Raw genomic sequence first — 24,830 nt, forward strand, 5'->3', positions numbered from 1 at the left:
TAACTAAATAATATGCATGGAAAGCTGAATTTTTGTTTCTACATTAGGGATTTACATGGCATTTTTGGGTCCTGAGTATAATGAAAATAACAGACAATCGTGTACCTCTATCCACCGGCTCTCCCATTCAGGATTACAGTATCGTTAAGGCTCTGGCTTTCGACGATATCAGCATTCACTATCGAGCCCTCAGCACCAGCAGCAACCGACTGGTCACACTAACCGAGTTTTTCCCGGCAGCTTTAGCAACACGACACAGCAGCTTTCGTGATTTAAGTGCCACTGAGGCAGCAAAAGCAGAAACACTGCAAAGCAGTATCCAAAACTTTGCCCGGATCTGTTCGCTCTTACTTGAATGCGAGCATCCAAATTTAAACCGGACTATGGCTTGCCTGCATCATGGTGGGACAGTCCTGAGTGTGCATGAAAAGCTGGACGCTCCCTCACTGTTGGAATACCAGCAACAACGGTCAAGTACACAATTAGACGAATCGGACATTCAGCAACTCATCACTCCGATCCTGCAAGGTGTTCAATGTCTGCACAATAAAGGTATAGTGCATTTAGACTTGCAACCCAAACATATTTTTGTCCCACAGCTATCGGCACCGGTCATTACGCACTTTGCGCAGGCGCAATGCATCGGCCAGACCAGCACCTTATCCGGCATAGTGTCACTGGAATCGGTTCATCCCTACCTGGCACCCGAGCTGCTGTCGAAAAAGTCAGAGTTAAATCCTGCCAGTGACATTTACGCCCTGGGTATGACATTGTATTCGCTGATGACCGGGCTGGAGCTGCCGTTAGCACAAGATCGACTGAGCGCTATCCTCGATAATGAAGTGGATCCTTTGCCAGAGCTGTCTTCACAAAGCAATGGCTACAGCGATGCACTCATTCAGCTTGTTACAGCTTGCGTACAATTACGACAAAAGGACAGACCACAAAGTATTACCGAAGTTCTGGCCATACTGCATGGCAAAGCCATGCCTGCCAGCAAACCAACGGCGTCTAACCGCATAGCCCCAGCTATCAAGGCGGAGCAAAAGGATACAGCTCAGACTGTGCCTGAGGCGGCTGTGATTGCAACCCCGGTCCCAGCCAGGACTACACCTGAGCAGAGCGCATCAGACTCCCCTCGCACTCTGCAATACAGTGCAGGTGCAGCCGCAGCTTTGCTGCTGGTCGCCGTCACTTATGTCTTTAGCAAACCATCGACCGAAGACAAACAGTTGCTAAACCAGCACCACAGTATGGAACGTCTGGCACAACTGGAAAGCCAACGACTCAAAGAAACACGGCAGTTGTATCAGCTTGTCACCATACCCGCTGGCAATTTTATCATGGGCTGCTCTGGCACCAACTGCCCGGAAGAAGAGTTGCCAACCCGCACCATCGAGGTACCCAGTTTTCAGATGATGGCACACCAGGTCACCTTTGCAATGTGGGATGCTTGCGTTGAACAGGGTGGTTGCAATCACAGGCCTCGTGACGAAGGCTGGGGGCGAGGCAATCGTCCGGTAATGAATGTCAGTTATCAAGAAATTGTTGCTGAGTTTATCCCCTGGCTCAATCAAGCAAGCCGTCAATCCTTTCGTTTGCCATCGGAGGTAGAATGGGAGTATGCCGCCAGGGCAGGTCAACACACGCCCTATCAGTTTGGGGAAAGCATCAGTTGCGAACAAGGCCGGTTTGGCAGGCGCAGTGGTGGAGAATGCAGCAATCAGCTGGATGGCACTGCGCCGGTCATGTCCTATAGCCCCAATGCCTTCGGCTTGTACGATATGCATGGCAATGTATGGGAGTGGACGCAGGATTGCTGGAATGCCGACTACCAACAGGCAGTTGCTACCACAGAGCCCAGGCTGAGCGGAAATTGTGTACGTCGTGTCCTGCGGGGTGGGACCTGGCTCTCAACCCAGGCACAGCTCAGCGTGAGCCACCGCAGCAGTTACGACGCAACCTTACGTCATCGTAACAATGGCTTTCGCCTGATGCAGCCAATAAGTGCGAATGAAGCGAAATAACGCTGTTATTTCTCGACCACCACATCGTACGCCAGTAGCTGCGGTAGTCGTTGCTGCAGCTGCGTCTCGATGCTATTGAGCTCTTTTAATCGCTGGCAGAATAACGCTGTTTTTTCTTCCAGCAGACTGGCTTTTTCTTCCAGGCCAGTATTGATGCGATCAACCAGGTGCCCAACTGCATCCCACTCCTGCGGATCGGTTTGCTCGAAGTTTGCATCGGTGTGCTGTAAGGTGTCCCGTAACGCTTCCCAAACAGCTCCAAAAGAGTGCCTGGCCAGATTGTTGAGCTGGGGCTTCAACTCACCATTTAAGAAGTGTTCTAGCTCGTTCAGGCTTTGCGGTGCAAGATAAAAATGATCGCCGCTGCGGACAAAGCGGGATAACAATTGAAAAGTGGTCTCCCTGATCAAATCGTTCCACTCAGCTTGCTGTGAGCGACTGCCGACGCCGGATAACATCCGCTCCATGGAAGACAAGCCAAGCTCGACCCCATCGACAGCAATACCAACAATTTCAGGCACAAATTTGCGCAACCCCTGGCTATACTCAGTAACTAGGGCTGTTTCTTGCTCGGTCAGTTGCTGCCACTCCCCCTGAATAAACAGCTGAGCGTCATGATTAATCTGCATCAAGGTTCTGTCATTCTTCATAATGCGGATCTGCTCGGGTGAAATCAGCAGGCCATAGCCAAAACCCATATTGCAATCACGGGCTTGCACCGACCAGACACAAAGCAACAGGCACATACTAATAATACGCTTCACAACTCAACCCCACCCGCAATACAGCTCTGTAGAATAGTAGCTTATTCTGCCAAGTCACTCAGCACAACAAAACGCAGCCAGTACTCTACTCATCGGAAAAGTGCACAAAACGAACGTACAGCTGCTGTTCTTTGCCTTTGCGATTGTTTTTACCACTGTACATGGCAATAGCCCAGGCTTCAGCTGGCACGGCCTGCACTGTGGTACTGGTCCAAAGATTTTCACTGTTGGCATTGGGGAAAATGTTCAACCGAATCGCAGGATCAACGCAGCTGCGTTCCACAATACGCATGGCTTCTTTGACATCAGGCAAACGCCAGACAGCACCTTGTTGTTGCAGCAGTGTGCTCTGTTGCAGCGCTTCCTGCCAGCTCAAACGGATGGCTGTCCCATCGCAGCGCTGCCCGGCACTATTCCAGCTCTGGCCGTACAAGCAACGCTGCCAGGTAAGGCCAGTACTTTGCTGATGCACCAAGCCACCTGGCAATACCGTAAAATCACTGGCGGGACTGGATGCGGTAATATCACTAAAACAAGCTTGTTGCGCCTGGAGCAAACCAGCAGCTAGCAACAAAAGTATCAGACAGGGTCGCATAGAGTCTCTCCTTAGGGGCTTCGCACCAAGCGGATGAAAGCACGACTATCCTGCCGTTTTGGTAAGGAGTTGTCGTTGCCATCGTCCATGCTAATAACCCAGGCTGCATGACCAGCACCTCCTTCGGCACTGGTTTGCCGGGTCCAGTAATAACGGTGACCTAATAAGGATGCAGCAGGTTCATGCTGAAAAATAATCGGATCCAGCACCTGAGTATGACCAAAATCTACCAGGCTATTTAATTCGGTCACGGTAGGCAGCCGCCAGTTTGCACCGCCACAGTACAAAATGGCATTCACTTCAGCCAGGTATGTTGCAGTACCACAATCACTTTGGCTGGGACAGCCATCCTGTGCTGCAGCCGCCTGGCCAGGCTCTCCGCCATTGCCATCCTGCTCGCTGGTCCAGCTGTAGTAATTGCTCGCTGCCCGAAGCGACGCATTGGCCAGGCTGGCAGCGGCCGGTTCTTTTAACTCCCAGATAAGGCCAGTGACGTTATCCCGAATACAGACAAAATCGGTGGCATCCCGGGGCAACTCATCACCAAAAGCATCCAACTTACTAAAATCAAAACCAGCGCGACCAATGCCTATTTTATTCAGAAAATCGGCGACGGCATCACGCCCAAAGTCTGCATCCTGACGGGGATAGGCCTGATCGTCACATGGCAGTGCCGCAAGCTGATCGTAACACTGTCTTTGGCCTGTATCCGCTTTGTAGTGCAAGCCTGATGGACGCACTGTGAACCGCACCGTGTCGCTGGCAGATGCCCCACTGTCATCCTGAACCTGGAGTTCAAACACCAGTTCAGGTTGTTGCCGGCTATCTGGCACCACGAAGTCTGTCCGACAGTCCGAGGCATCGGTTAAAACAGCTCTATTTCCCTGGGTTTGTGTCCAACTGCAGCGAATGGGGCCAGCTAAGGATGCCGAGTTACCACCATCCAGCCAATGCTGCTTAAATTCTACCACCGTCTGATCCACGCCAGCATCGGCATAAATACCGGCAGCATTGCCCTGCACCCAGAGCTCCATAGTGGCTTGATCGCTGAGTCCGGCATCATTTTGCACCGTAAGTTCAAACAGGTAGCGGCTGTCTGCAGCCAACAAGGGCGCTTTCAGTTCCAATCTTGGTTGAGACAGATCCTGACCATGTAACCAGTTGCTGTCACCTGCAAGTTGTTGCCAGGAGAAGGAAAGGCTTTGCCCTTCCGGATCGAAGGAATCACTGCCGTCCAGCAGCACCATCGCTCCGGTTGCCAGCCATTGACCTGAGGCGGCAGTACTTTGAATCAGCGCCACAGGAACAGAGACCCGAGGCTGCACATCAACAGTCATCCGATCCGTCAATACCCTGCCATCCGGCAAACGGTACTGTACTTCCAGCACCAAGCGGGCTGGTGTCATGCTATCTGGCAAAAGCACTGAGGCGGCACCACCAGTCAATGGAAACTCAGCAAGTGTTGGCCCTGACAATTGTCGCCAGGTAAATTCGCCGCCGGAAGGATCGCCTCTGGCTATCAAATTCAGGGTATCGCCGACATGCACAGTCTGATCCGGCCCGGCATTGACGCTGGCCAGGCTCTCCGCTTCAGAGCCTTTACCACCACATGCAGCTAGTAGCATCAGGCTAACCAGCAGAATCCATCGATAGTTCATCATGAGATAAGGCTCCACTCCCATCAACAATGCCTGCAGCAGGGCGTGCTGGCATCAGAGCATTCAGACAAGTCGTAAAGCAAGGTTCAGGCCAGACCGGATTTAAGTTACAGTGGCTCTATCTCCGGTTTAACCCCAACCATATGGATTTTGGATGGTCCATATTCGCGACGACTACGAATAATGTCTTTATCAAACTGCACCTCAACTGCAGAAAAAAGCTCGTTGCGGGCAACCACCTCAGCCTTCGCCAACAGCTCTTTGCGCTGCTCTTCCAGCAGTCGAATATCCGCAATCAATTCAGTCGCTGTACGGCGATAATCTTCAAATTCCCTGCTTAACTCTTCCAGCCTGGCTTCAATAGCGGCACTGCCTTCCAGCTTCTTAAACTGCTCAATTTTCTCCTTCACTGCCGCCATATCAGTCTTTAAACCGGCCACACTGGATTTGAGTACCTCTTGTTTTTCCACAATAGGGTCTATTAAACGATTCAAGCGAATCACAATCGAGCTGATGGATAAGGCACCCAGGCTCCCGGCATAAACCCCTTGATCGAGGTAAAAATTGCCACCAATAATTTTGCCGGTTGGCTTGTCTTCAGGGCCAGCAAACACAATGCGGGCTTCCACAGCACTGTGCACCAGCTGTTTGTTGACATACAAGTTGCCACCACAGCGAAAACGAGCGTATTGCGCCATATTGCACTGCACATCCCCTTTCGCCTGCACCACAGTGCTGTATTCACTTTGCTCATCCGGGTTAGAAATCTGGTGCCCTATCACGGCCCCCTGGATGGTGATATCTCCGCCGGCTTCCAGTAAGGTGCCTTCAACAATACCTTTCACAAAAATATTGCCCCCGGCAATGACCTTCATGCTTTCATGAACATCCCCGGCTACCACCACAGAACCTTTAAAAATAATATGCCCAGTGCTGTTATCAACCTCTTTCACACTGAATACATCATCCACGGTGGCCCCGGCTTCGATCACGCGTGGCAAACCATCTTTGGTTGCTTGCAACAGGTCCGGATCGTCCGAAGATAAACCAACCCCCTCCCCCAGATTCCACTCCACTGTCAAACCAGGCATGGCGGGCAGCGCTTCGCCAGTGACCGTCATCCCTTCTTTTCCTGGGGTTGGTGGGTGACGCCGCATCAAAGGTTCACCGGCAGCAATGGAAGGGATCACACCAAAATCACGTAGATCGGCTTTCTTATCATCCGGATTGATGACTGGGCGATTACGGCGACTCTCCATCGCCTGGATCAGGGGCTCGAACCGCGAGTTCTCGCCTTGTTGGATAGCGCGCCCCTGCGCAATGGTATGCTTAAGTTTAGTACCAGCATCCACCTTCGCCGCCTGAGCCACCAGGTGAATGATATTATTTTTAATAAAACCAAACACGATGCCTTCTTTTTGTGCCGCTTTGACCAGCGCATTAGCCGACACAGGAGCTCCACCATAAGCAGCGGTAATGTGCGCCGAAGCGGTCATCTTATCGTCCGCTATCGTAAAGAAAAGCTCAGCGTCTATTTTTTCCGCCACAGCGTAACTCAGCTCTTTGCTATGCGGAGCTTGCAGTTTTTCTTTAACTTTTTGTTGTTCCTGCTCATAGTGGGTCAGCAGATTCTTTATTTGCTCTGGCACCAGCTTACAGCGGCTATAGCCCGCTTGTTGCAAAGCTTGTTGCAGAAGCTCTTTAGTTAATGGCGTTTCAACCACCGCCACAACAGCATGGACTTGTTGCTCTTTTTCTTTAAAACTGATTTGAATGTCGCTCACAGCACCATCGCACAACGAAGAGTCAGATAGTGACTAATGAAACAAATAATTGGAGGAAAGGCAAGCCCTGTACCTTGTTTGGACAGGGCAAATAAGTAATTAAATGTAGTTATCCTGATGCACCCGGATAAAGAGCGGTGTATTGGGTTTGCTGTAGTCGATCTTGTACTCTTTGTTGTTCAGAGCCTGGACAAATAACAGCGTTTTACACTCACCAAATACATCGGTACTGGAGATATCGACAATTTCCATATAACGGTCTTTGGCCTCAGCCTTATTGGCAGGTACCGTCTCGGTAAAAGGCTTAACACCATGACGGGAAACAATCAACGGCGGATCTTCATCATCATTTATAATGATCAGGTCTACTTTCTTTTGTTTGTGGATGATGGTGTTGCGGCCGCTCACTAAAAACGCTTTTTCGAAATTATTCATTCATAGTCACCTGACTTCACAGAACTAATTTAATTCATTATGATACAGCCAAACTCAACTGTCTAGCTTATGGTCTGTCACTTAATTGCTGCAACCGCAGCTGATTTACTTGTTTGCAAAACTCTTCCGCCGTCACATCAATGGCGTTCACTGGAATAAAAAGCTCAAAACCACAAAAGCCACCAAATCGTTGCATTCGATTGGCAAACATGGCTTTCACACCGTCGTATTGCTGCTCTGGCGTTGAGAACCGGTCTTTTTCTGCCAGCCATTCAGTCGCACACTGCCCTTGCGGGCATTTTTCTTTCAGCACAGCAAACCAAAGTGCCCGCTGTTCCATCATCAATTTAATAGCAAGGCGTAGCGGTAAATGCTGTAAGAATGCATGCATATCAGTGACTTTGAAAGCAATGTAATTCACTTCCTGTTCCACATCTGGCTGCGGGCTGCAATGCGAAAAAGCCGCCCAGGGTAACAGCCAACTTCCTTTCTTATGGTGATAATGCACGCCAGCTTCATCACACACGATACCATGCAACGGCTCTGCCAGCTTGGCCCAACCGGCATAGATCCCAACAGAAGCAGCAATAAAGCAAATCGCCAGCACAGGGCTGGCCTGCTCAGCAAACCACCAGGAATACAACACCAATAATGCAAAAATAGCTGCACTGTACAGCATGGTTTTAGCGCCACCTTCGTTACCACTGGCTTTAAACTGCATTAAAGTACCATCATTACCTGCTTGTGGCGGTCCTGCTTTTTGCAACATAGAGCAACACCCAAAATTTACCATGGCAGCAACTATACTGTATTTCTCGAGGGCTTGCCATCGGTGCTCTGTCTCAGTGCACTCTGTGCTTTATACGACCAACGCAGCTTGCTCTGCGACAACGAGACATCCATCTGGCGCTAATTTACATACAATAGCCATGGTTCTGCTTTTTTACGTATTGGAGTGATTGTGGTCAAGAATTATTCGGGTCTTATTCTTTTGCTGCTGGCAGGTTTGATCCTGTTTTCCGGCTATTTATTTTACCAGACGCAGCAGGAAGCAAATGGTCAGCGCCCGCCAGCACAGACGGTTGCAGTGAAAACAACCCATGCCGATACCAGGCCACTCGTCAGGCAAGTATCCGCCTTAGGGACCGGTCTTGCCAATAACTCCGTAGAACTGATTGCATCCAGCAGTGAGTACCTGACCTATCTGAATGTGATTGAAGGTCGTCCGGTAAGCCAGGGTGAGGTGATTGCCCGGCTCAATGATGTAGAGCAACGCGCCAGAGTTGCAGAACTGCAAGCACAACTGACCGAACAGCAACGCCAGCTGGAGCGTTTGAAAAATCTGGCAGCCACTCAGGCCACGGCTCAATCCATGCTGGACGAACAACAAACCCGGGTCAATACCACTTTGGCGCAACTGGAAAGTGCCGAATCCCGCTTGCGGCAAATGACCATCCGGGCTCCTTTTAATGGCGTCCTCGGCTTGCGCTCAGTCAGTCAGGGCGCTTACGTCAACAGTGGCAGCGTCATAACTACGCTGGACGATATCTCCCGATTACGGGTCGAGTTTAATGTGTCTGAACGCTTTATCGCCGAACTGGCAGTAGGAATGCCCATTGCCATCAGCAACGTTGCCTACCGGCAGGTTGAGTTTAATGGCGAGATCAAAGCCATCGACCCTCGACTTGATCCGGTTACCCGCTCAGTCAGAGTGCATGGCATGATCGATAACCAGGACTTGCGTTTACGTCCCGGCATGCTGTTGGATGTCAGGGTAACACTGGACAATCAGGATACATTGATGGTACCGGAAAATGCTCTGGTGCCACTGCAAAATCGGCAATATGTCTTCAAAGTGGGTGAAGACAACAAAGTCACTCAAGTTGAAGTGACCATTGGTGAACGCATCCCTGGCTGGGTTGAAATTTTAACCGGCCTGACACAGGGGGATGAAATCATCATCGAAGGCGTACAAAAAGTACGCACTGGCGTTACTATCAGCCGGGTGGAGTAAAAGATGCTGTTATCCGATCTGTCTGTAAAGCGTCCGGTCTTTGCTACCGTTGTCAACTTGCTGCTGCTCACCTTCGGTATCGTTTGCTTTACCATGCTACCGTTGCGGGAATACCCCAGCATTGATCGTCCTGTGGTTAGTATTAGTACGGTCTATCCTGGTGCATCCGCTGAAATCGTCGAGTCCAGAATCACGCAATTGCTGGAAGATCGCATCAGCGGTGTGGAAGGCATCAAAAGCATTAACTCCACCAGCCGCAATGGCCGCTCTAATATCACCATAGAGTTCAATATTAGTCGCGACATTGATGCTGCCTCCAACGATGTCCGCGAAAGGGTTTCCAGAGCGCTGAATAACTTGCCGGATCAAGCCTTTCCTCCCGAAGTGTTCAAAGCCAGTGATGACGATGATGTGGTGGTTTGGTTTGTGCTGAACAGTGAAACCATGACCTCGCTGGAACTCACCGATTACGCCGACAGAAATATCGTAGAACGCTTTTCTGTAGTGGATGGCGTAGCCAACCTGCGTCTTGGTGGCTCACGGCGCTATGCCATGCGTATTTGGCTCGATCAGGAGGCGATGGCCTCACGCCAGGTCACGATTCAAGACATTGAGAACGTGCTGCGCAGTGAGAATGTCGAATTACCGGCTGGCAACATCAAATCCATTGACCGGGACTTTACCGTCCGGGTTAGCAGAACCTTCTTAACCCAGCAAGACTTTCGCAATCTGGTTGTGAAACGCGGGGCCAACAACTATCTGGTACGACTGGGTGAAGTAGCCCATGTCGTGCTGTCTTCCGAGGATGAAGAAAGCGAGTTTCGCAGTGATGGCCGCAACGTACTGGGTATAGGCATTGTAAAACAGTCTACAGCCAATACGCTGGAGGTGGTGCGCAATGCCCGAGCAGAGATGGAGCGGATCAAACAGAACCTGCCTGCCGGGACCACCATAGAGCCAGGTTACGACTCATCATTATTTATTTCAGAGTCGATCAAAGAAGTCTACCGCACCCTTGCCATTGCCATGAGCATGGTGGTGCTGGTGATTTATCTGTTTCTTGGCAATGTCCGCGCCACCTTTATTCCAGCCATTACGGTACCTGTGGCGCTGATTTCTGCTGTTACTGTCCTGTACGCACTGGGCTTTTCCATCAACCTGCTCACCCTGTTAGCCATGGTATTGGCTATTGGCCTGGTGGTCGATGACTCCATCGTGGTGCTGGAAAACATCTACCGTCGTATTGAGCAAGGAGAACCGCCCCTACTGGCCGCCTATCGGGGTGCCCGCGAAGTAGGTTTCGCGGTTATCGCCACCACTCTGGTACTGATTTCAGTCTTTGTGCCGCTGGTGTTTATGGAAGGCCAAATTGGGCGCTTATTTACCGAGTTTGCCCTGGCTGTAGCGGCGGCTGTCGCTTTCTCCAGCATTGTAGCCCTTACCCTGTCGCCAATGCTGTGCAGCAAAATACTCAGCCACCGAAAGCGCGAAAGCAAACTAGGCAACTGGTTGCATGTCGGTTTCCAAAAACTGGAGTCTGGCTATACCAATCAACTGAAAGTCGTGACCAAAAGCCGCTGGCCGGTGATTGCGCTGGTGGCGCTTTGCCTGGCATCCAGTGTCATGCTCCTGCGTTTACTGCCCTCTGAATTAGCCCCCACCGAAGACAGAGGTACTTTCTTTGTCAGTATGAATGGCGCAGAGGGTGCCAGCTACAGCAGCAACAGCCGCAATATGAGCCTGGTCGAAGACGTACTGCTCCCCTACTACGAGCGTGGCGAGTTCAACCGCCTGTTGATCCGGGTACCTGGCTGGGGCAATGCCGGTGGTATCGCCATCGTCGGCTCAGAGAACTGGCACAACGATCACCGCCGTACTGAAGAACTGATGGGGGAAGTACGGGCAAAGCTGAATGAGCTGCCAGATATCCGTGCCTTTACCTTTATGCGCAGTGGCCTTGGTGGCGGCGGCGGCGGTGGCCGGCCCATCCAGTTTGTGCTGCAAGGCAATACCTATGAAGAACTGGCCCGCTGGCGTGATATCGTGCTGGAAAAAGCAGCAGAGAATCCAAACTTGTTGATGCTGGATCATGATTATCGGGAAACTGTGCCTCAGGTGCTGGTTGATATTGATGTTGAACGAGCAGCAGACTTAGGGGTCTCCATTGGTGCCATTGGCCGTTCGTTGGAAGCCATGCTGGGTGGACGCCGTGTCACCACCTTTTTAGACCGTGGCCGTGAATACGACGTCTTACTGGAAGGCTGGGATGACGACTTCCGTTCGCCATCGACCATCAGCAATGTCTATATCCGCTCGTCAACCTCCAATCAGTTGATCCCATTGGATAACCTGGTGAGCTTACGCGAAGAAGCCACAGCTTCCAGCCTGAACCGTTACAACCGGATGCGGGCCATAACCATCAGCGGTAATATGGCCGCAGGCTACAGCTTGGGGGAAGCACTGGCGTACCTGGAGAATATTGTTCGCACGGAAATTGATGATCATGTCAGCATTGATTATAAGGGCGAGTCGCAGCTGTATCAGGAAAGTGGCGATGCCACGGCCCTGGTCTTTTTACTGGCTTTGCTGATCACCTATCTGGTACTGGCTGCACAGTTCGAAAGCTTTATTCACCCTTTGGTGATTATGATTACGGTGCCGCTTGGTCTGGTGGGTGCCCTGGCCGGTCTCTATTTCTCGGGTATGACGCTGAATATTTACAGTCAGATAGGCCTGGTGATGCTGATAGGTCTGGTGGCAAAAAATGGTATTCTGATTGTCGAGTTTGCCAACCAGCTGCGTGATGCCGGCGTTGCCTTTGAAGATGCAGTGCGCCGTGCAGCGGTGCAACGTCTGCGTCCTATTACCATGACGGCCTTTACCACCGCCATGAGCAGCCTGCCATTAATTCTGGCATCAGGGCCTGGCTCGGAGAGCCGGATGGTGATTGGTACGGTTATCTTCTCTGGTGTCGCCCTGGCAACGCTGCTGACACTTTATGTGGTGCCAGTGATGTACATTGCCCTGGCGCGTAACACCGGTTCACCAAAACGACTGGCCAAAGAGCTGGAAGTGCTGGAAGCAGAAGCAGGGCCAGAGAAGCATTAACCAAGGAACACGGGCCCGGGATTGGGCCCGAAAATCCAACACGGCAGAAGCCACCTCCACAGCAGCTTATGCCGGTTGTAAGCAGGTTTTAAAATGGCAATACCTGCCCATCCCAGTTTAACAGCAAACCGCTTTGCTCCGGTTGCACAACCGCTGCCACATCCGCCAGACGTCTGGCGGTATTGGCAGGATGCTGTAATTGCCCGGCCGGAACATTGGCCTGAAAAGGAGCGGATAAATCCGATGCGGTCGTTCCCGGATGCACGGTGACCAAGGTCGCCGTTTTATTACGACGTTTAAGTTCAATGCTTGCGGTCTTCACCAACATATTCAAAGCAGCCTTACTTGCCCGGTAGCTGTACCAGCCACCCAACTGGTTATCGGTAATGCTGCCAACTTTGGCACTCAGTACCAGTACTTTCACTGCAGCCAGTTTAAACAGATAGGGCATCATCAGTTGCAGATATCTCGCCGGGGAAAACAGGTTAACCGTTAAAGCTTGCTGCAGCTGCACCTCAGTGAGTTGACTTATGGCTTTTTCCGGCAGCATCTGGTCCGAGTGCAACCAGCCCTGGCACAGGTAAATCAAGGCCGGCGAGCTGCTAAAGCACTGCGCCAGTACCGCCTCTAAAGCGGTCGTATCCTGCTCGTCCACGCTATGCCAGTTCAACCAGTTCATGCCTTCGGCCCAGCCTGGTCTCAGTTGACGACTTAAAGCAGTGACCCCTTTCCCGTTAGCACCATAGTGGTGAATTAAGGCCGTTGCAATGGCCCCACTGCCGCCGATAATCAACACCTCAGACATGAAGTACCGCCTTAGCCGCCTGACGGCCGGCTAACCAGGCATTTTCTACCCGTCCCCCCAGGCACCAGTCACCGGCCAATACCAAGGGTAAACGACGGCTTATCAGCACACCAGGAGCTGCCTGCCCGGCATCAACAATGGCATAGAGCCAGCGATGATGCACACTGTCTAGCAGTTTGATCTCTTGCTGAAACAGCAGCTCCAGTTCCGCAATCGCCAAGGCAACCAACTCATGGGACGGGCTCGTTAACTGTTGCTGACTAAACTCCGGTGTACAATGCAGCACCCATTGCTGAAAAGCTGTCTGCCGTCCGGGCTTGCTATCATCGCGCGCAACCCAGCCCAGAGGCCTGCCCTTCACAAAAACAGCTGTAGCCTCATGCCGGACCGGCTCTGCCAGCTTTACTGCAATGGCCTGACACGGCTGTAGCATGCTGTCAGGTACTTGCTGACGCAACTCATCATCATGCGCCAAAAGCTGAATGGCCTGCACAGGTGGAACGGCCAATACCAATGCATCAAACCCCTGAAAGCTCTGCCCCTGCTCATCATGCAGTTGCCAGCCTTGCTGATACTCCAGCCCGGTAATGCGGCTGTTTAAAGTAAAATTGTTGCTATCCAGGCCATGCCGCCATGGGCTGTGCATAGCAGGAACCCCAACATAACGCACCTGATCATCAGGCGAAGCCAGCAGTTGACCTTGCTGGTAACGGTAAAGATTTGCCCGCCAGCGGGCAACCAGCCCTAGCTGCTGCCATAACTCAACCTGTTGGCGAAACTCAGGCTGACGCGCGGTAAAGTACTGAGCCCCCAAATCAACATGCCCATCAAAAGCCCTTTTGGCGGAAGTTCGGCCAGCTGCCGCACGGCTTTTATCAAACCAGTGTACCTCAGCACCTGCTGCCAATAAGGCCTGGCCACAACTCAGACCGGCAACTCCAGCTCCTACGATTGCTACACGCATTTTGATTCCTTGTCATCCAATTGTGCTGGTGTACGTATATCAGAAGCGCTACGATCAAAGCAAAACAGGAAAAGGAGTCACTTATGACAACCCAAATCGCCACCTTTGGAGCGGGCTGCTTTTGGTGCCTGGAAGCCGCCATGAATCAGCTGCATGGCGTGCAGCAAGCCATCAGTGGCTATATGGGTGGTACCACCGAGAACCCAAGTTACCAGCAAATTTGCACGGGCCAGACGGGCCATGCAGAAGTTGTTCAAATTACCTTCGATCCTGCACAGATCAGTTATCAGCAGCTGTGCCAGATTTTTTTCTGCCTGCACGATCCAACCCAGCTAAACCGGCAGGGCAACGATATCGGCACCCAGTACCGCTCGGTGATTTTCTACCATAACGAAGCCCAACAACAGCAAGCAACCGAGATAGAGGCGGAACTCACAGCAGCGAATGTCTTTCCGGACGCTATAGTGACAGAGCTCAGCCCTGCCAGTCGTTTTTATCCGGCGGAGGGTTACCATCAGGGCTATTTCAAGCAAAATCCCCAACAAAGTTATTGCCAGTTTATAGTTGCTCCTAAACTGGCGAAGTTCCGTCAGCAGTTCCGTGCCCAGCTGAAACAGGACTGACAGCCATAGCCATCAGTCCTTGTCGGTTCAGAAGCCGAGGTAACGCACCCTGATACCAAGGGTTCGGCCGGCCGTAGCATAACCAATACTGGTCTGGTAAGTTTTATTGCTCAGGTTGTCCAGCTTGGCACTGAGTTGCCATTGTGGTGTCAATTGATAACTTGCCCCCACACCTAGCAGCGTAAAACCGCCCAGATCCGGATGGTTGACATTGCTGTTCCAGTCAAATCCCTGGAAGGTAGCACTTTGATAATCCAAAGTAGCAAACCACTGCCAGCTCTCACCATGCCAGCCAGAGCGCACATTCACACTATGTTTTGGCCTGCGTTGTAAAGGCTCACCACTTTGTTCATTTCGGCTATCCAACCAGGTGTAAGCCAATTGATGCTGCCAGCTATCCTGCGTCATACCCAGGCTGTACTCAGCACCGCGCACCGTGGCAAGCAATACATTCTCTGCCTGCTCCCCGCCCTGGATCAGGTTGGTCACATCCCGCTCAAACAAGACCAGCTCGGACTGTAACTGCAGACCGCTGTATCGGAGCGCAATTTCATTGGATACCGACTCTTCCGGCTTTAAATCCGGATTGCCAAAACCAGGCCAGTACAATTGGTTAAAGGAAGGAACCTGAAATGCAGTTCCCCGACTAACACGCAGCAACCACTGCTCGGTAAAGTAATAACCGGCAGCCAACTGCCAGGTGCGCTCCCTGCCATACTGACTGAATCTGTCTTGCCGGATTGCCGCTTCAAACAACCATTGCTCCAGCTGATAGTTTAGTCCGGTAAACCAGGCGCGGTTGTTGCGCTTACTTTCTTCGTATGCTGGTGCTGCCTTGGCCACTTCTTCCTGATACCAGTTTGCACCCAGCAGCACATCCAGCCCGGCAAGCACCGTCTGAGTCAACTGATAGTTTACTTCATCACGCGCAGTACTGAACGGGCTGCGAGAATCCGGTCCGAAGGTGGTATCCGAATCCAGATTCCGACTAAGCTGCAACTGATGGCCAGTCTGGCCCAACTGATGCTGCCACCCGAGCACATGGCTGCGCTGCAACACCGCAGAGCGATCTTCGCTGCCCCAGGCAGTATCAAAGTCATAACGGCCAGAGTTAATATGGCTGTGCCAGTGAAAGTGCCCAATATCCGACTGATAAGCAGCTCCAAAGCGGGCAAAGCGCTGCCAGTAACCGTCTTTATCCGGGTCCAGCGCTGGCTGGACATTAAAGCCATCGGCTCTGCTGTAGCCCACATTGGCTTGCAGCTGCAGAGCTCCCTGCTGGTGCTGCAGCCCTAAATCACTTTCCAACAGCCCATAGCTGCCAACACCAGCATTAAATTCGGTTTGTTGCTGCCGCCGGGTCGTTATGGCAATCACACCAGCCACTGCATCCGAGCCATACCAGGCCGCACGGGGGCCCCGGATCACTTCAATGCGCTCAATCATATCCAGTGGAATCATCGCCAATGAGGCCTGCCCCAATGTTGCCGAACCGGTCCGAACGCCATCCACCAACACCAGTGTATGGCCGCTGTTACCGCCGCGAATAAAGACACCACTGCTTTGACCACGGCCACCGTCACGGGCAATGGTCACGCCTGGCAACTGATTGAGTAAAGCCGGCAGATCCTGTACCTGGCGGGCCAGAATATCCTCTCGCTCTAATACAGTCACACTGGCCAGACTTTGCTCGACCGTTTGTACCTGGCGGCTGCTATAGATAGTAAGGGTTTCGATAGAATCGGCATAGGCGGCAGGCAAAGCCGTCGCAACAGCCAATGCTGCCAAAGTATACTTAGACATGAAAAACTCCTGCAATGTGCCCACCGCACATTGGTTGGTTGATGGAATTTTCAGGCCGGTCTCCGGGCTTACAAGCAGCGCCTGTCCTAACCTTCCCATCCAGCGACAGTGGTTTCGGACCATGCTTGTTACCGTTGCGGGGGCAGCTCTGGTTTTACACCAGATTCCCGTTTCACTGCGTATTTACGCAGCACCTGAAAAAAGCGGGCTCAGTGTAGCCTGCACAAGGAAAATGTCAATAGAAATCCAGATGGCTAAACCAGCCAAGCAAAGACAGAGCCACCAAGCAGCCGGTCTTTGCTTGCAGCGTGGGCGTTAATCGCGGAAGTTAGTAAACTGGAATGGTTGCTCCAGCTCGCTTTGTCTAATAAAGGCGATGGCCTCTTGCAAATCATCACGCTTTTTGCCGGTCACCCGTACCTGGTCTCCCTGAATAGAAGCCTGCACTTTCAATTTGCTGTCTTTGATCAGCTTCACCAGTTTTTTCGCGGTGGCAGTATCAATCCCCTGCAGCAGACTTAACGTCTGGCTGTAGGTTTTCCCTGAATGCACCACGTCGTTTTCTTTAAAGGAGCGTACATCCAGATTGCGCTTAATAGCCTTAGCACGGAAGATTTCCAACATCTGCTGCAATTGGAATTCAGCATCCGCCTTCATAGTGACCTGCTGGTCGGTTAGACTAAAGCTGGCTTCCACACCACGGAAGTCATAGCGGGTATCCAGTTCACGGTTGGCATTATCCACCGCATTTTGTACTTCCTGCTGCTCGATTTCAGACACAATATCAAAAGATGGCATAGTCACTCCAAAGCTGATTAAACCTCGCGATTATAGCGGTAAAGTTGCTACAATCCGAGCATTGTTGCGCTTTGGTACTACGATGACGAACTCAATACAGCAAAATTCGGCCGATTGGCTGGTGGTCGGTAAAGGAGCCATTGGCCTGCTAAGCGCTTGCCGGTTGCAGCAACAAGGCGAAAGAGTGCAACTGTGGTTGCGACAGCCTGCTGCACTGAAGGTGGCTTTCACTGCGCTTGAAGGGTCGGTGCAACAGCACCAGTTTGCACCCTGGCCAAAGGACAAAGCAGCAAAGCTGGCTTTGATAGCCGTCAAGGCTTACGACGCCTTGGACTGCATCCGGCAATTGCAGCCGCAACTGGCTGAAGATGCCAGCCTGATCCTTAGTCACAATGGTTTAGGCACACTGGCCAGCATTCAGGCTGAATTAAAACCCAAACAACAACTATGGTTTTTAACCACCACCCATGGTGCTTACATCAAAGCGGATAAAGCAGCCACTCGTCAGGTGGTTCATAGCGGTGGTGGTAACTCAATACTGGCCGCTATTGGGCCCAATGCCATCCACCAGGAGCCTGATTGGCAAAGGGCCCTGGCAAAAGCTCTGGGACCATTGCAACGGGTTACAGACATTCAGCCGTTTTTATGGCAAAAATTGCTGATCAATTGCCTGATCAACCCATTAACAGCACTGCATCAGGTGCCAAACGGCGCACTGGCAAGTCCCCGTTTTGCTGCTGAACTGGATGGGTTGTTCAACGAATTTTGCCTGCTGGCAGCAGCAGTCGGTTATCCGCAAGATCAGGCTGCAGCCTGGCAGCAACTGCAGCAGGTGATCCAGCGCACTGCCAGCAACCGCTCATCCATGTTGCAAGACCGACTGGCAGGGCGTCGTACCGAGCTGGCGTTTATTACCGGCTTTGTGCTGCGTGAGGCAGAACGATGTGGGCTGGTGCTACCCAAGCACCAGCAACTATACCAACAGTGTCAGGATGCGGGTTTTTGATAAACACCCACGTTTTGATAGCCCTCATCTTTGAGCAATAACGCCTGCATCCGGCTCATCACCCCCTGATCGCAATACAGGTAATAGGCTTTGTCCTGCGCCAAACTACTGAACTGACTGGCCAATTTGTAAAACGGTAGCTCGACCACCTGATGCTCAGCCACCTGCAGTGGGCTGGCCTCGGCTTCATCGGGCCGGCGAATATCCAGCACTATTGCATCCAATGGCATGGCCTGCACAGCTTCAATGGTTGTCACTTGTTGACTGGACTGATAATCAATGGTGCGAATATCCATAATCTTGGCAGCGGCAACAACCTTGGCCAGCACTTCCGCCTCAAAACGCTGCTCGTTGGCTTCCACATCCGCCAGGCGCGCCTTAACCGTTGGCTTGTTGGAAATCACCCCGCAGTACTCTGGCATACTGGCAGCCATATCCTCGACCCCAATTTTGCGAGCGATATCAATAATGTCCTGCTTATCATGTGCAATTAACGGCCGCAGGATCAACATCGGCGTGACCCGGTCAATCACATTCAGATTATCCAGTGTCTGACTGGAAACCTGGCCGGCACTCTCTCCGGTCACGATGGCCGGAATACCAAGCTGCTGCGCGATATCGGCTGCGGCACGCATCATCATCCGTTTTAAAATCACTCCCATCAGGCCCGGCTCAGATTTTTCCAGGATCTCAGCCACCACCGGAGCAAAATCCACACTGATAAATTTCACCTTGTGCGACAAACTGTATTTTTGCCAAAGGAAATACGCAATTTCACGGACCCCGGTCTCGTGCGCCTTGCCCCCCAGGTTAAAAAACAGATAGTGATTACGCATGCCCTTTTTGATCATCAGATAGCTGCTGACCGCAGAATCAAAGCCACCTGAAATCAAGGACAAAGCATCGGACTGCGAAGGCAAAGGAAAACCGCCCATGCCGGCATACTGCGCCCGCACCATAATCAGTTTGTCCTTACGGACTTCCAGTTGCACCGTCAGATCCGGATTTTTCAATTGCACCCGGGCTGTTGGCACCTGCTGATTCAAACCACCCCCGACATAACGCTCAACTTCGGTCGAACTGAAGTCGTGCGAACCGGCACGCCGCACCCGTACACAAAAGCTTTTGCCTGCGATTTTGTCGGCGAATACCGGCAGCACCTGCTGATAAATATCGTCCAGACTGCTAAAGCTGCTCGATTGCATTTCAGCAAACTGCGCGATGCCCGGAATACAGGCCAGTCGCTCGATCAACTGGGCCCGTAACTGCGGGCTGGCTTCAGGCACCAACACCATCAGATGGTCCCAGTGGCTCTCAATGCGTATTGCTGGATCCAGTTGCAGCAGGATGGTTTTCAGGTTTTGTTGCAGTAGCTTGGTCTGGCGCTTACGCACCGACTTGCTTTTGATGGTGATTTCAGAGTGCAGTTTAATAATAAATTCGAGCATTGCCGGGCTAATCTTGCTAATAAAGCCCGGCATTATACCTGATCGCTACCAGCCTGACTAACGCTGGTTTTCCAGCGCTAATTTTCCAAACTGATCGGATCCGACTCTTTCGCCTGCCCCTGCATAATGGAAATTTCAACCCGACGATTGCGGCGTCGATTCAGATCGCTGGTATTCGGCACCAAAGGTCTGGTATCGGCATAACCAACCACAGCCAACCGGTTTTTATCAAAGCCCGGCGCTTTGAGCATTTCAGTCGCCACAGCCACAGCCCGCTTGGCCGATAAGTCCCAGTTGTTGTCGTGTAACTCGTCTGCTATCACCGCATCATCCGTGTGTCCGGTCACCGTAATTTCACCAGGAATTTCTGTTAACAAGCCACCGATTTGTTGAATAATGGGTTTAAAGCGCGGCTGCAAAAACGACGAGCCAGATGGGAAAGAACCATTCTCACGAATACGAATAATGATCTGCTGGCCTAACGATTCCAACTCGATAGCACCATCCAGAATCTGTTGCTCCATTTGATCGGCAATACGCTTCACCAGCTCGTTCACTTCCTGTTGCGCCTGCGCTGCCTCAGTATCACTTTCAGACACCTCATCATCGGTACTGGCAGACATACCACCGGTTTGATCCTGCTGCTGTTCCTGGCGGCCGCCAGCGGAGTCTTCCTCACCGGCTTGAAACTCTATCATTTGCTGAGTAATTTCAATGGTTTGCTGTTGCAAAGTCTCAATCGGGGTTGGGTCGGGACGTCCGGGCCGAAATTCCAGCGCAATCACACTGGTGCCTTTTGGAATGTCTTCCACTTCAATCTTATTTTGCACCCCAAACGCAAACTTCATTGAGCCAGCAATTTGTTTAAATTTCAGCACATCCATTTCTGAGAATGCCAGCAACAGGACGAAGAAGCACATCAAGAGTGCCATCAGATCGGCAAAGGTGCCCATGTACTGGGGCAGTCCCTTGGGGGGGCATTTACACTCTTGGGTTTCTTCTCTCATAGCCGTTAGCCTTCTTCAACTGCCACTTCACGCTTGCCTTGCGCAATGTAATTACGTAGCAGTCCTTCAATGACTTTCGGGTTCTGACCGTCCTGAATGCCTAAAATGGCATCCAGGATCAGCTGATTATTCAACTTTTCCTGTTCGTTGCGCAGCGCCAGCTTATCTGCAATGGGAATGGCAATCACATTTGCAATAAAAGCACCGTACAAGGTGGTTAACAATGCAACCGCCATCGCCGGGCCAATGGCCTTAGGATCATCCATATTGGACAACATAGCCACCAGACCAATCAGAGTACCAATCATGCCCATGGCAGGTGCAACATCTCCTAAGCTTCGGAAAATGCTGACTCCCTGCTCGTGACGTTTCTCTGTCAGGCTAATATCTTTGAGTAATGTGGCCCGCACCACATCGCCATCGTGACCATCTACCAGCATATTGATGCCTTTTTGCATAAAAGTGTTGGATATCTCCGCCTCCTCCAGCGCCAAAAAGCCCCCCTTACGGGCGGAGTCAGCCAATTGGACGGCCTGCTCAATCAGCTCCTCAGCTTCTTCAATTTTGAACATGAAGGCTTTGACCATCACTTTGCCAACACCAAAAAATTGCCCAAGGGGAAACTTGGCAATTACCACAAACAGAGAACCACCGACCACAATCAACAAAGACACCACATCGGCAAACATCCCCGGATCGCCGGCACTGCCGATGATCATAGCCATGATGATAAAACCAATGGCACCAACCAGACCTATGAGCGTTGCTAAATCCACACCTGACTCCCCGCGCCGGACAAATGATTGAGCTTTATTGCTTTTATCTTAGCCGATAGCTGTTTATCGACAAAGTAAAACAAAGCTTAAATTCACTTTTCCGGTAAAACCAGTTCAAAAGCTGTGGTTGATTCGCCATAATAGCGGGTCAAGGCACTTCGCCCGCGGGTTTGGAACGAGGAACGCATGGCAAAAAAGAAAACCGATTTGAGTCAGTTCGAACAGCAATTGACCGAGCTGGAACAAATTGTTCAACAGCTGGAGCAAGGCGATCTGTCATTGGATGAATCCTTACGGCAGTTTGAACGGGGCATTCAGTTATCCCGGCAAAGCCAGCAGCAATTGCAGCAGGCCGAACAACAAGTGCACCAACTATTGCAAAAAGACGGCCAGAATGAACTGGTTCCCTTTACCAATCAGGATGATGAACCGGCGTGAAACCAGCATTTTTAGCACTTGACCAGGCACGGGTTGAGCAGGTATTGCAGCAACAACTGCAGCAACAGGACGTAGCCGCCCAATCCCTGCAACAGGCCATGCACTACAGTATTTTACTTGGAGGTAAGCGGATACGCCCTTCGCTGGTGTATCGCTGTGGTTTGATGCTAGGGGCCAGGCTCGAGGACCTGGATGCGCCTGCGGCAGCACTCGAGGCCATCCATTGCTACTCGCTGATCCACGATGACCTGCCAGCCATGGACAACGATGCACTGCGTCGCGGCAAGCCTACTTGCCACATTGCCTTTGATGAAGCGACCGCAATTTTAGCCGGCGATGCCATTCAAAGCCTGGCATTTGATATACTTAGCAGCCATAGTTACCAACAAGTTCCTGCGCAGCGCGTACTGGCAATGGTACAGCAGTTGGCAAAAGCCGGGGGGGCAGCCGGCATGTGCGCCGGTCAGGCCATCGACCTGGCACACACCAATCAGGGTTTTAACCTGGAAACACTGGAGCAAATGCACCGCTTAAAAACGGGCGCATTGATCCAGTGCGCCATTGAGCTGGCCTGGCTGGCCAGCCCTGCAACGGCTCCTGAGGAATTGGAGCTTTTACGCCGTTTTGCCGCCTCATTAGGCCTGGCATTCCAGGTGCAGGACGATATCCTTGATATTGAAAGCGATACTGAAACACTAGGCAAGCCCCAGGGCTCTGATCACCAGGCCAACAAAGCAACCTACCCGGCCTTGCTGGGGCTATCAGAGGCAAAGCGCAAAGCTGAATTATTGCATCAGGATGCACTGGCAGCCCTGGAGCAACTGCCCTACCCGGGCGATGATTTAAAAGCCTTGGCGCAATTTCTAATTGCCCGTAAAAACTAAAACCAAAGGCAGATGCATGACTGTTGATATCGACAACTACCCTTTGCTGGCGCAGGCAAACCTGCCACAGCAATTACGGCAGATCCCCCAGGACAAGCTTCCCAGGCTCTGTCACGAATTACGCGATTTTTTGCTCAATAGTGTGAGCCAAAGCAGTGGTCACTTCGCCTCAGGCCTTGGCACGGTGGAACTGACGGTAGCCTTACACTATGTCTACAATACGCCCTTTGATCGCTTGATTTGGGATGTAGGCCATCAGGCCTACCCGCACAAAATTCTGACCGGACGCCGTGATCGGATGAGCAGCATCCGGCAAAAAGATGGCTTGCACCCTTTTCCATACCGGGAAGAAAGTGAATACGACACCTTAAGTGTAGGTCACTCCAGTACCTCCATCAGTGCAGCTCTTGGCATGGCGCTGGCGGCTCAGGCAGAGCAAAGTGGCCGCCGGGTGGTCGCAGTGATTGGCGATGGTGCTATTACTGCAGGTATGGCCTTTGAGGCCTTAAACCATGCTGGGGAAACCAAACCCGATATGCTGGTGATCCTGAATGACAATGACATGTCGATTTCGGAAAATGTCGGCGCTTTGAATAAATATTTTGCCCGTATTTTATCCGGTAACTTCTACACCAATTTGCGTGAAGGCGGCAAGAAAATTCTCAGTGGCGTCCCGCCCCTGCATGAACTGGCCAGCCGGGCAGAAGAGCACTTCAAAGGTATGGTAACACCAGGCACCTTCTTCGAAGAGCTGGGCTTTAATTACATAGGCCCCATCGATGGCCATGATGTGCTTAGCCTGACCGATACCATCCGCAATATGCGTACCATGAAGGGCCCGCAACTGCTGCATGTGGTCACCAAAAAAGGCAAAGGCTACCACCCGGCAGAACAGGATCCTATTGGTTATCATGCCGTCTCTAAATTCGATCCAACCAGCAGCAGCTTGCCAGCCAAAGCCGCTGGTCGTCCCAGTTTCTCCAATGTATTTGGTCGTTGGATCTGCGATATGGCAGCGCAGGATAAACGCCTGCACGCCATTACCCCCGCGATGCGGGAAGGCTCAGATCTGGTGGACTTCTCAAAACGCTTTCCAGAACGTTATTACGACGTTGCCATTGCCGAGCAGCATGCAGTCACTCTGGCGGCAGGCCTTGCTATTGAAGGCTTGAAGCCTGTGGTAGCTATTTACTCCACATTTTTACAGCGCGCATACGATCAACTGATCCATGATGTTGCGCTGCAAAATCTGGATGTGCTTTTTGCCATTGATCGTGCCGGTGTGGTCGGTCAGGATGGGCCCACCCACCAGGGTGCTTTTGATATCAGCTTTTTACGCTGTATTCCTAATCTGGTACTGATGGCCCCGGCCGATGAAAACGAGTGCCGGCAAATGCTGTACACAGGTTACCAGCATACTGGCCCGGCAGCGGTCCGCTATCCGCGTGGAAGTGGTAATGGCGTTGTACCAACATCGGAGATGCAGCCCCTGACCCTAGGCAAAGGACTGAAAGTACGGCAAGGCAAGCAGGTAGCCATCCTGGCGTTCGGGCCCTTACTGCAAAGCTGCCATACGGTTGCTGAAACACTGGACGCCACCTTAGTCAATATGCGCTTTATCAAGCCATTGGATCAGACTTTGTTGGCTGAGCTGGCCGCAGAGCATGAATTATTGGTGACCATTGAAGATGGCGCTGTGTTGGGAGGGGCAGGCTCCGCTGTCGCAGAAATGCTACTGCAGCAGCAACACCCTTGTCAGTTGCTGCAGTTGGGCCTACCAGATCAGTTTATCAAACATGGCAGTCAGCAGGAAATTTACGCCGAATTAGGGCTGGATGAAGCCGGGATATTACGCAGCATCCGGCAACGGTTAGCCTGATTGCTTTGAGCAAC

21 protein-coding genes and 1 riboswitch are annotated in these 24,830 nt (G+C 51.8%); of the genes, 8 read left to right on the forward strand and 13 right to left on the reverse strand.

The genetic code is table 11. From position 1 onward, the window contains the following. The first annotated feature begins 80 nt into the window (after window positions 1-80). Window positions 81-2,027: an SUMF1/EgtB/PvdO family nonheme iron enzyme gene (locus tag ABC502_RS01340; protein ID WP_345914658.1), complete on the forward strand. Its 1,947-nt coding sequence runs from the start codon at window positions 81-83 to the stop codon at window positions 2,025-2,027. A gap of 5 nt (window positions 2,028-2,032) precedes the next feature. Here the strand turns inward: ABC502_RS01340 and ABC502_RS01345 are convergent, their stop codons facing one another. The 6 genes from ABC502_RS01345 to ABC502_RS01370 form a co-directional block, all read right to left on the reverse strand. Then, on the reverse strand, window positions 2,033-2,791 hold the full coding sequence (locus ABC502_RS01345; RefSeq protein ID WP_330088059.1) for a DUF2884 family protein: 759 nt from the start codon (window positions 2,789-2,791) through the stop codon (window positions 2,033-2,035). Window positions 2,792-2,876: 85 nt separating this feature from the next. Further along, complete coding sequence (locus ABC502_RS01350) at window positions 2,877-3,386, reverse strand: DUF1566 domain-containing protein (protein ID WP_345914659.1); 510 nt, start codon at window positions 3,384-3,386, stop codon at window positions 2,877-2,879. Between the two features lie 11 nt (window positions 3,387-3,397). Next, a complete protein-coding gene (locus ABC502_RS01355) occupies window positions 3,398-5,047 on the reverse strand; it encodes a DUF1566 domain-containing protein (protein WP_345914660.1) in 1,650 nt (549 codons plus the stop codon). Window positions 5,048-5,151: 104 nt separating this feature from the next. Continuing rightward, window positions 5,152-6,828, reverse strand: a complete 1,677-nt coding sequence (locus ABC502_RS01360; protein WP_345914661.1) for a FapA family protein — start codon at window positions 6,826-6,828, stop codon at window positions 5,152-5,154. A gap of 99 nt (window positions 6,829-6,927) precedes the next feature. Continuing rightward, a complete protein-coding gene (locus ABC502_RS01365) occupies window positions 6,928-7,263 on the reverse strand; it encodes a hypothetical protein (RefSeq protein ID WP_330088055.1) in 336 nt (111 codons plus the stop codon). Window positions 7,264-7,330: 67 nt separating this feature from the next. Further along, a complete protein-coding gene (locus tag ABC502_RS01370) occupies window positions 7,331-8,032 on the reverse strand; it encodes a DUF2982 domain-containing protein (RefSeq protein ID WP_330088054.1) in 702 nt (233 codons plus the stop codon). A 192-nt stretch (window positions 8,033-8,224) separates the two neighbouring features. Here ABC502_RS01370 and ABC502_RS01375 point away from each other — a divergent pair, with 192 nt between their 5' ends. Together ABC502_RS01375 and ABC502_RS01380 are read left to right on the forward strand one after the other, a co-directional pair. Next, entirely contained in the window at window positions 8,225-9,277 is a 1,053-nt protein-coding gene (locus ABC502_RS01375) for an efflux RND transporter periplasmic adaptor subunit (protein WP_330088053.1), read from the forward strand. 3 nt (window positions 9,278-9,280) lie between these two features. Continuing rightward, window positions 9,281-12,385, forward strand: coding sequence for an efflux RND transporter permease subunit (locus tag ABC502_RS01380; RefSeq protein ID WP_330088052.1), 3,105 nt, complete (start codon window positions 9,281-9,283; stop codon window positions 12,383-12,385). Window positions 12,386-12,473: 88 nt separating this feature from the next. Here the strand turns inward: ABC502_RS01380 and ABC502_RS01385 are convergent, their stop codons facing one another. Then, window positions 12,474-13,190, reverse strand: coding sequence for an SDR family NAD(P)-dependent oxidoreductase (locus tag ABC502_RS01385; protein ID WP_330088051.1), 717 nt, complete (start codon window positions 13,188-13,190; stop codon window positions 12,474-12,476). Then, window positions 13,183-14,154, reverse strand: a complete 972-nt coding sequence (locus tag ABC502_RS01390; RefSeq protein WP_345914662.1) for an FAD-dependent oxidoreductase — start codon at window positions 14,152-14,154, stop codon at window positions 13,183-13,185. Before ABC502_RS01390 ends, ABC502_RS01385 begins: the two co-directional genes overlap by 8 nt. Window positions 14,155-14,237: 83 nt before the next feature. On the opposite strand from ABC502_RS01390, the gene msrA reads away from it, so the two are divergent. Further along, complete coding sequence (msrA, locus tag ABC502_RS01395) at window positions 14,238-14,777, forward strand: peptide-methionine (S)-S-oxide reductase MsrA (protein WP_345914663.1); 540 nt, start codon at window positions 14,238-14,240, stop codon at window positions 14,775-14,777. 27 nt (window positions 14,778-14,804) lie between these two features. On the opposite strand, the gene ABC502_RS01400 is transcribed toward msrA, so the two are convergent. After that, complete coding sequence (locus tag ABC502_RS01400) at window positions 14,805-16,580, reverse strand: TonB-dependent receptor (protein ID WP_345914664.1); 1,776 nt, start codon at window positions 16,578-16,580, stop codon at window positions 14,805-14,807. 35 nt (window positions 16,581-16,615) lie between these two features. Continuing rightward, a riboswitch (cobalamin riboswitch) is annotated at window positions 16,616-16,793 on the reverse strand. A 102-nt stretch (window positions 16,794-16,895) separates the two neighbouring features. Next, window positions 16,896-17,378 carry a YajQ family cyclic di-GMP-binding protein gene (locus ABC502_RS01405; RefSeq protein WP_330088047.1) on the reverse strand — a complete coding sequence of 161 codons (483 nt, stop codon included), beginning with the start codon at window positions 17,376-17,378 and terminating at the stop codon, window positions 16,896-16,898. A gap of 82 nt (window positions 17,379-17,460) precedes the next feature. Here ABC502_RS01405 and ABC502_RS01410 point away from each other — a divergent pair, with 82 nt between their 5' ends. After that, window positions 17,461-18,384 (forward strand): 2-dehydropantoate 2-reductase, encoded by a 924-nt coding sequence (locus tag ABC502_RS01410; protein ID WP_345914665.1) that lies wholly within the window; start codon window positions 17,461-17,463, stop codon window positions 18,382-18,384. On the opposite strand, the gene thiI is transcribed toward ABC502_RS01410, so the two are convergent. From thiI to pomA, 3 genes are all read right to left on the reverse strand, one after another. Then, window positions 18,366-19,832 (reverse strand): tRNA uracil 4-sulfurtransferase ThiI, encoded by a 1,467-nt coding sequence (gene thiI / locus ABC502_RS01415; protein WP_345914666.1) that lies wholly within the window; start codon window positions 19,830-19,832, stop codon window positions 18,366-18,368. The two genes, ABC502_RS01410 and thiI, sit on opposite strands and share 19 nt — an antisense overlap. 77 nt (window positions 19,833-19,909) lie before the next feature. Beyond that, complete coding sequence (locus ABC502_RS01420) at window positions 19,910-20,839, reverse strand: flagellar motor protein MotB (protein WP_330088044.1); 930 nt, start codon at window positions 20,837-20,839, stop codon at window positions 19,910-19,912. A gap of 5 nt (window positions 20,840-20,844) precedes the next feature. Next, the gene (gene pomA / locus ABC502_RS01425) at window positions 20,845-21,615 is read right to left on the reverse strand and encodes a flagellar motor protein PomA (RefSeq protein ID WP_330088043.1); all 771 of its coding nucleotides are present in this window, start codon (window positions 21,613-21,615) and stop codon (window positions 20,845-20,847) included. A 186-nt stretch (window positions 21,616-21,801) separates the two neighbouring features. Here pomA and xseB point away from each other — a divergent pair, with 186 nt between their 5' ends. The 3 genes from xseB to dxs are packed head-to-tail and all read left to right on the forward strand — an operon-like array spanning window position 21,802 to window position 24,816. Then, complete coding sequence (gene xseB / locus ABC502_RS01430) at window positions 21,802-22,053, forward strand: exodeoxyribonuclease VII small subunit (RefSeq protein ID WP_330088042.1); 252 nt, start codon at window positions 21,802-21,804, stop codon at window positions 22,051-22,053. After that, complete coding sequence (gene ispA, locus ABC502_RS01435; RefSeq protein ID WP_345914667.1) at window positions 22,050-22,937, forward strand: (2E,6E)-farnesyl diphosphate synthase; 888 nt, start codon at window positions 22,050-22,052, stop codon at window positions 22,935-22,937. Before xseB ends, ispA begins: the two co-directional genes overlap by 4 nt. A 16-nt stretch (window positions 22,938-22,953) precedes the next feature. After that, window positions 22,954-24,816, forward strand: a complete 1,863-nt coding sequence (gene dxs / locus ABC502_RS01440) for a 1-deoxy-D-xylulose-5-phosphate synthase (protein ID WP_345914668.1) — start codon at window positions 22,954-22,956, stop codon at window positions 24,814-24,816. The last annotated feature ends 14 nt before the right edge of the window (window positions 24,817-24,830 follow it).

Origin of the sequence: Alkalimonas sp. NCh-2, from assembly GCF_039631345.1 — a bacterium.
Taxonomy (GTDB): domain Bacteria; phylum Pseudomonadota; class Gammaproteobacteria; order Enterobacterales; family Alteromonadaceae; genus Alkalimonas; species Alkalimonas mucilaginosa.

Excerpts from the sequence above, each read along its gene's own strand:
- ABC502_RS01340 (WP_345914658.1), top strand. The coding sequence starts at position 81 with ATGAAAATAACAGACAATCGTGTACCTCTATCCACCGGCTCTCCCATT.
- ABC502_RS01350 (WP_345914659.1), bottom strand. The coding sequence starts at position 3,386 with ATGCGACCCTGTCTGATACTTTTGTTGCTAGCTGCTGGTTTGCTCCAG.
- ABC502_RS01355 (WP_345914660.1), bottom strand. The coding sequence starts at position 5,047 with ATGATGAACTATCGATGGATTCTGCTGGTTAGCCTGATGCTACTAGCT.
- ABC502_RS01365 (WP_330088055.1), bottom strand. The coding sequence starts at position 7,263 with ATGAATAATTTCGAAAAAGCGTTTTTAGTGAGCGGCCGCAACACCATC.
- ABC502_RS01370 (WP_330088054.1), bottom strand. The coding sequence starts at position 8,032 with ATGTTGCAAAAAGCAGGACCGCCACAAGCAGGTAATGATGGTACTTTA.
- ABC502_RS01380 (WP_330088052.1), top strand. The coding sequence starts at position 9,281 with ATGCTGTTATCCGATCTGTCTGTAAAGCGTCCGGTCTTTGCTACCGTT.
- ABC502_RS01385 (WP_330088051.1), bottom strand. The coding sequence starts at position 13,190 with ATGTCTGAGGTGTTGATTATCGGCGGCAGTGGGGCCATTGCAACGGCC.
- ABC502_RS01390 (WP_345914662.1), bottom strand. The coding sequence starts at position 14,154 with ATGCGTGTAGCAATCGTAGGAGCTGGAGTTGCCGGTCTGAGTTGTGGC.
- msrA (WP_345914663.1), top strand. The coding sequence starts at position 14,238 with ATGACAACCCAAATCGCCACCTTTGGAGCGGGCTGCTTTTGGTGCCTG.
- ABC502_RS01400 (WP_345914664.1), bottom strand. The coding sequence starts at position 16,580 with ATGTCTAAGTATACTTTGGCAGCATTGGCTGTTGCGACGGCTTTGCCT.
- ABC502_RS01405 (WP_330088047.1), bottom strand. The coding sequence starts at position 17,378 with ATGCCATCTTTTGATATTGTGTCTGAAATCGAGCAGCAGGAAGTACAA.
- ABC502_RS01410 (WP_345914665.1), top strand. The coding sequence starts at position 17,461 with ATGACGAACTCAATACAGCAAAATTCGGCCGATTGGCTGGTGGTCGGT.
- thiI (WP_345914666.1), bottom strand. The coding sequence starts at position 19,832 with ATGCTCGAATTTATTATTAAACTGCACTCTGAAATCACCATCAAAAGC.
- ABC502_RS01420 (WP_330088044.1), bottom strand. The coding sequence starts at position 20,839 with ATGAGAGAAGAAACCCAAGAGTGTAAATGCCCCCCCAAGGGACTGCCC.
- xseB (WP_330088042.1), top strand. The coding sequence starts at position 21,802 with ATGGCAAAAAAGAAAACCGATTTGAGTCAGTTCGAACAGCAATTGACC.
- dxs (WP_345914668.1), top strand. The coding sequence starts at position 22,954 with ATGACTGTTGATATCGACAACTACCCTTTGCTGGCGCAGGCAAACCTG.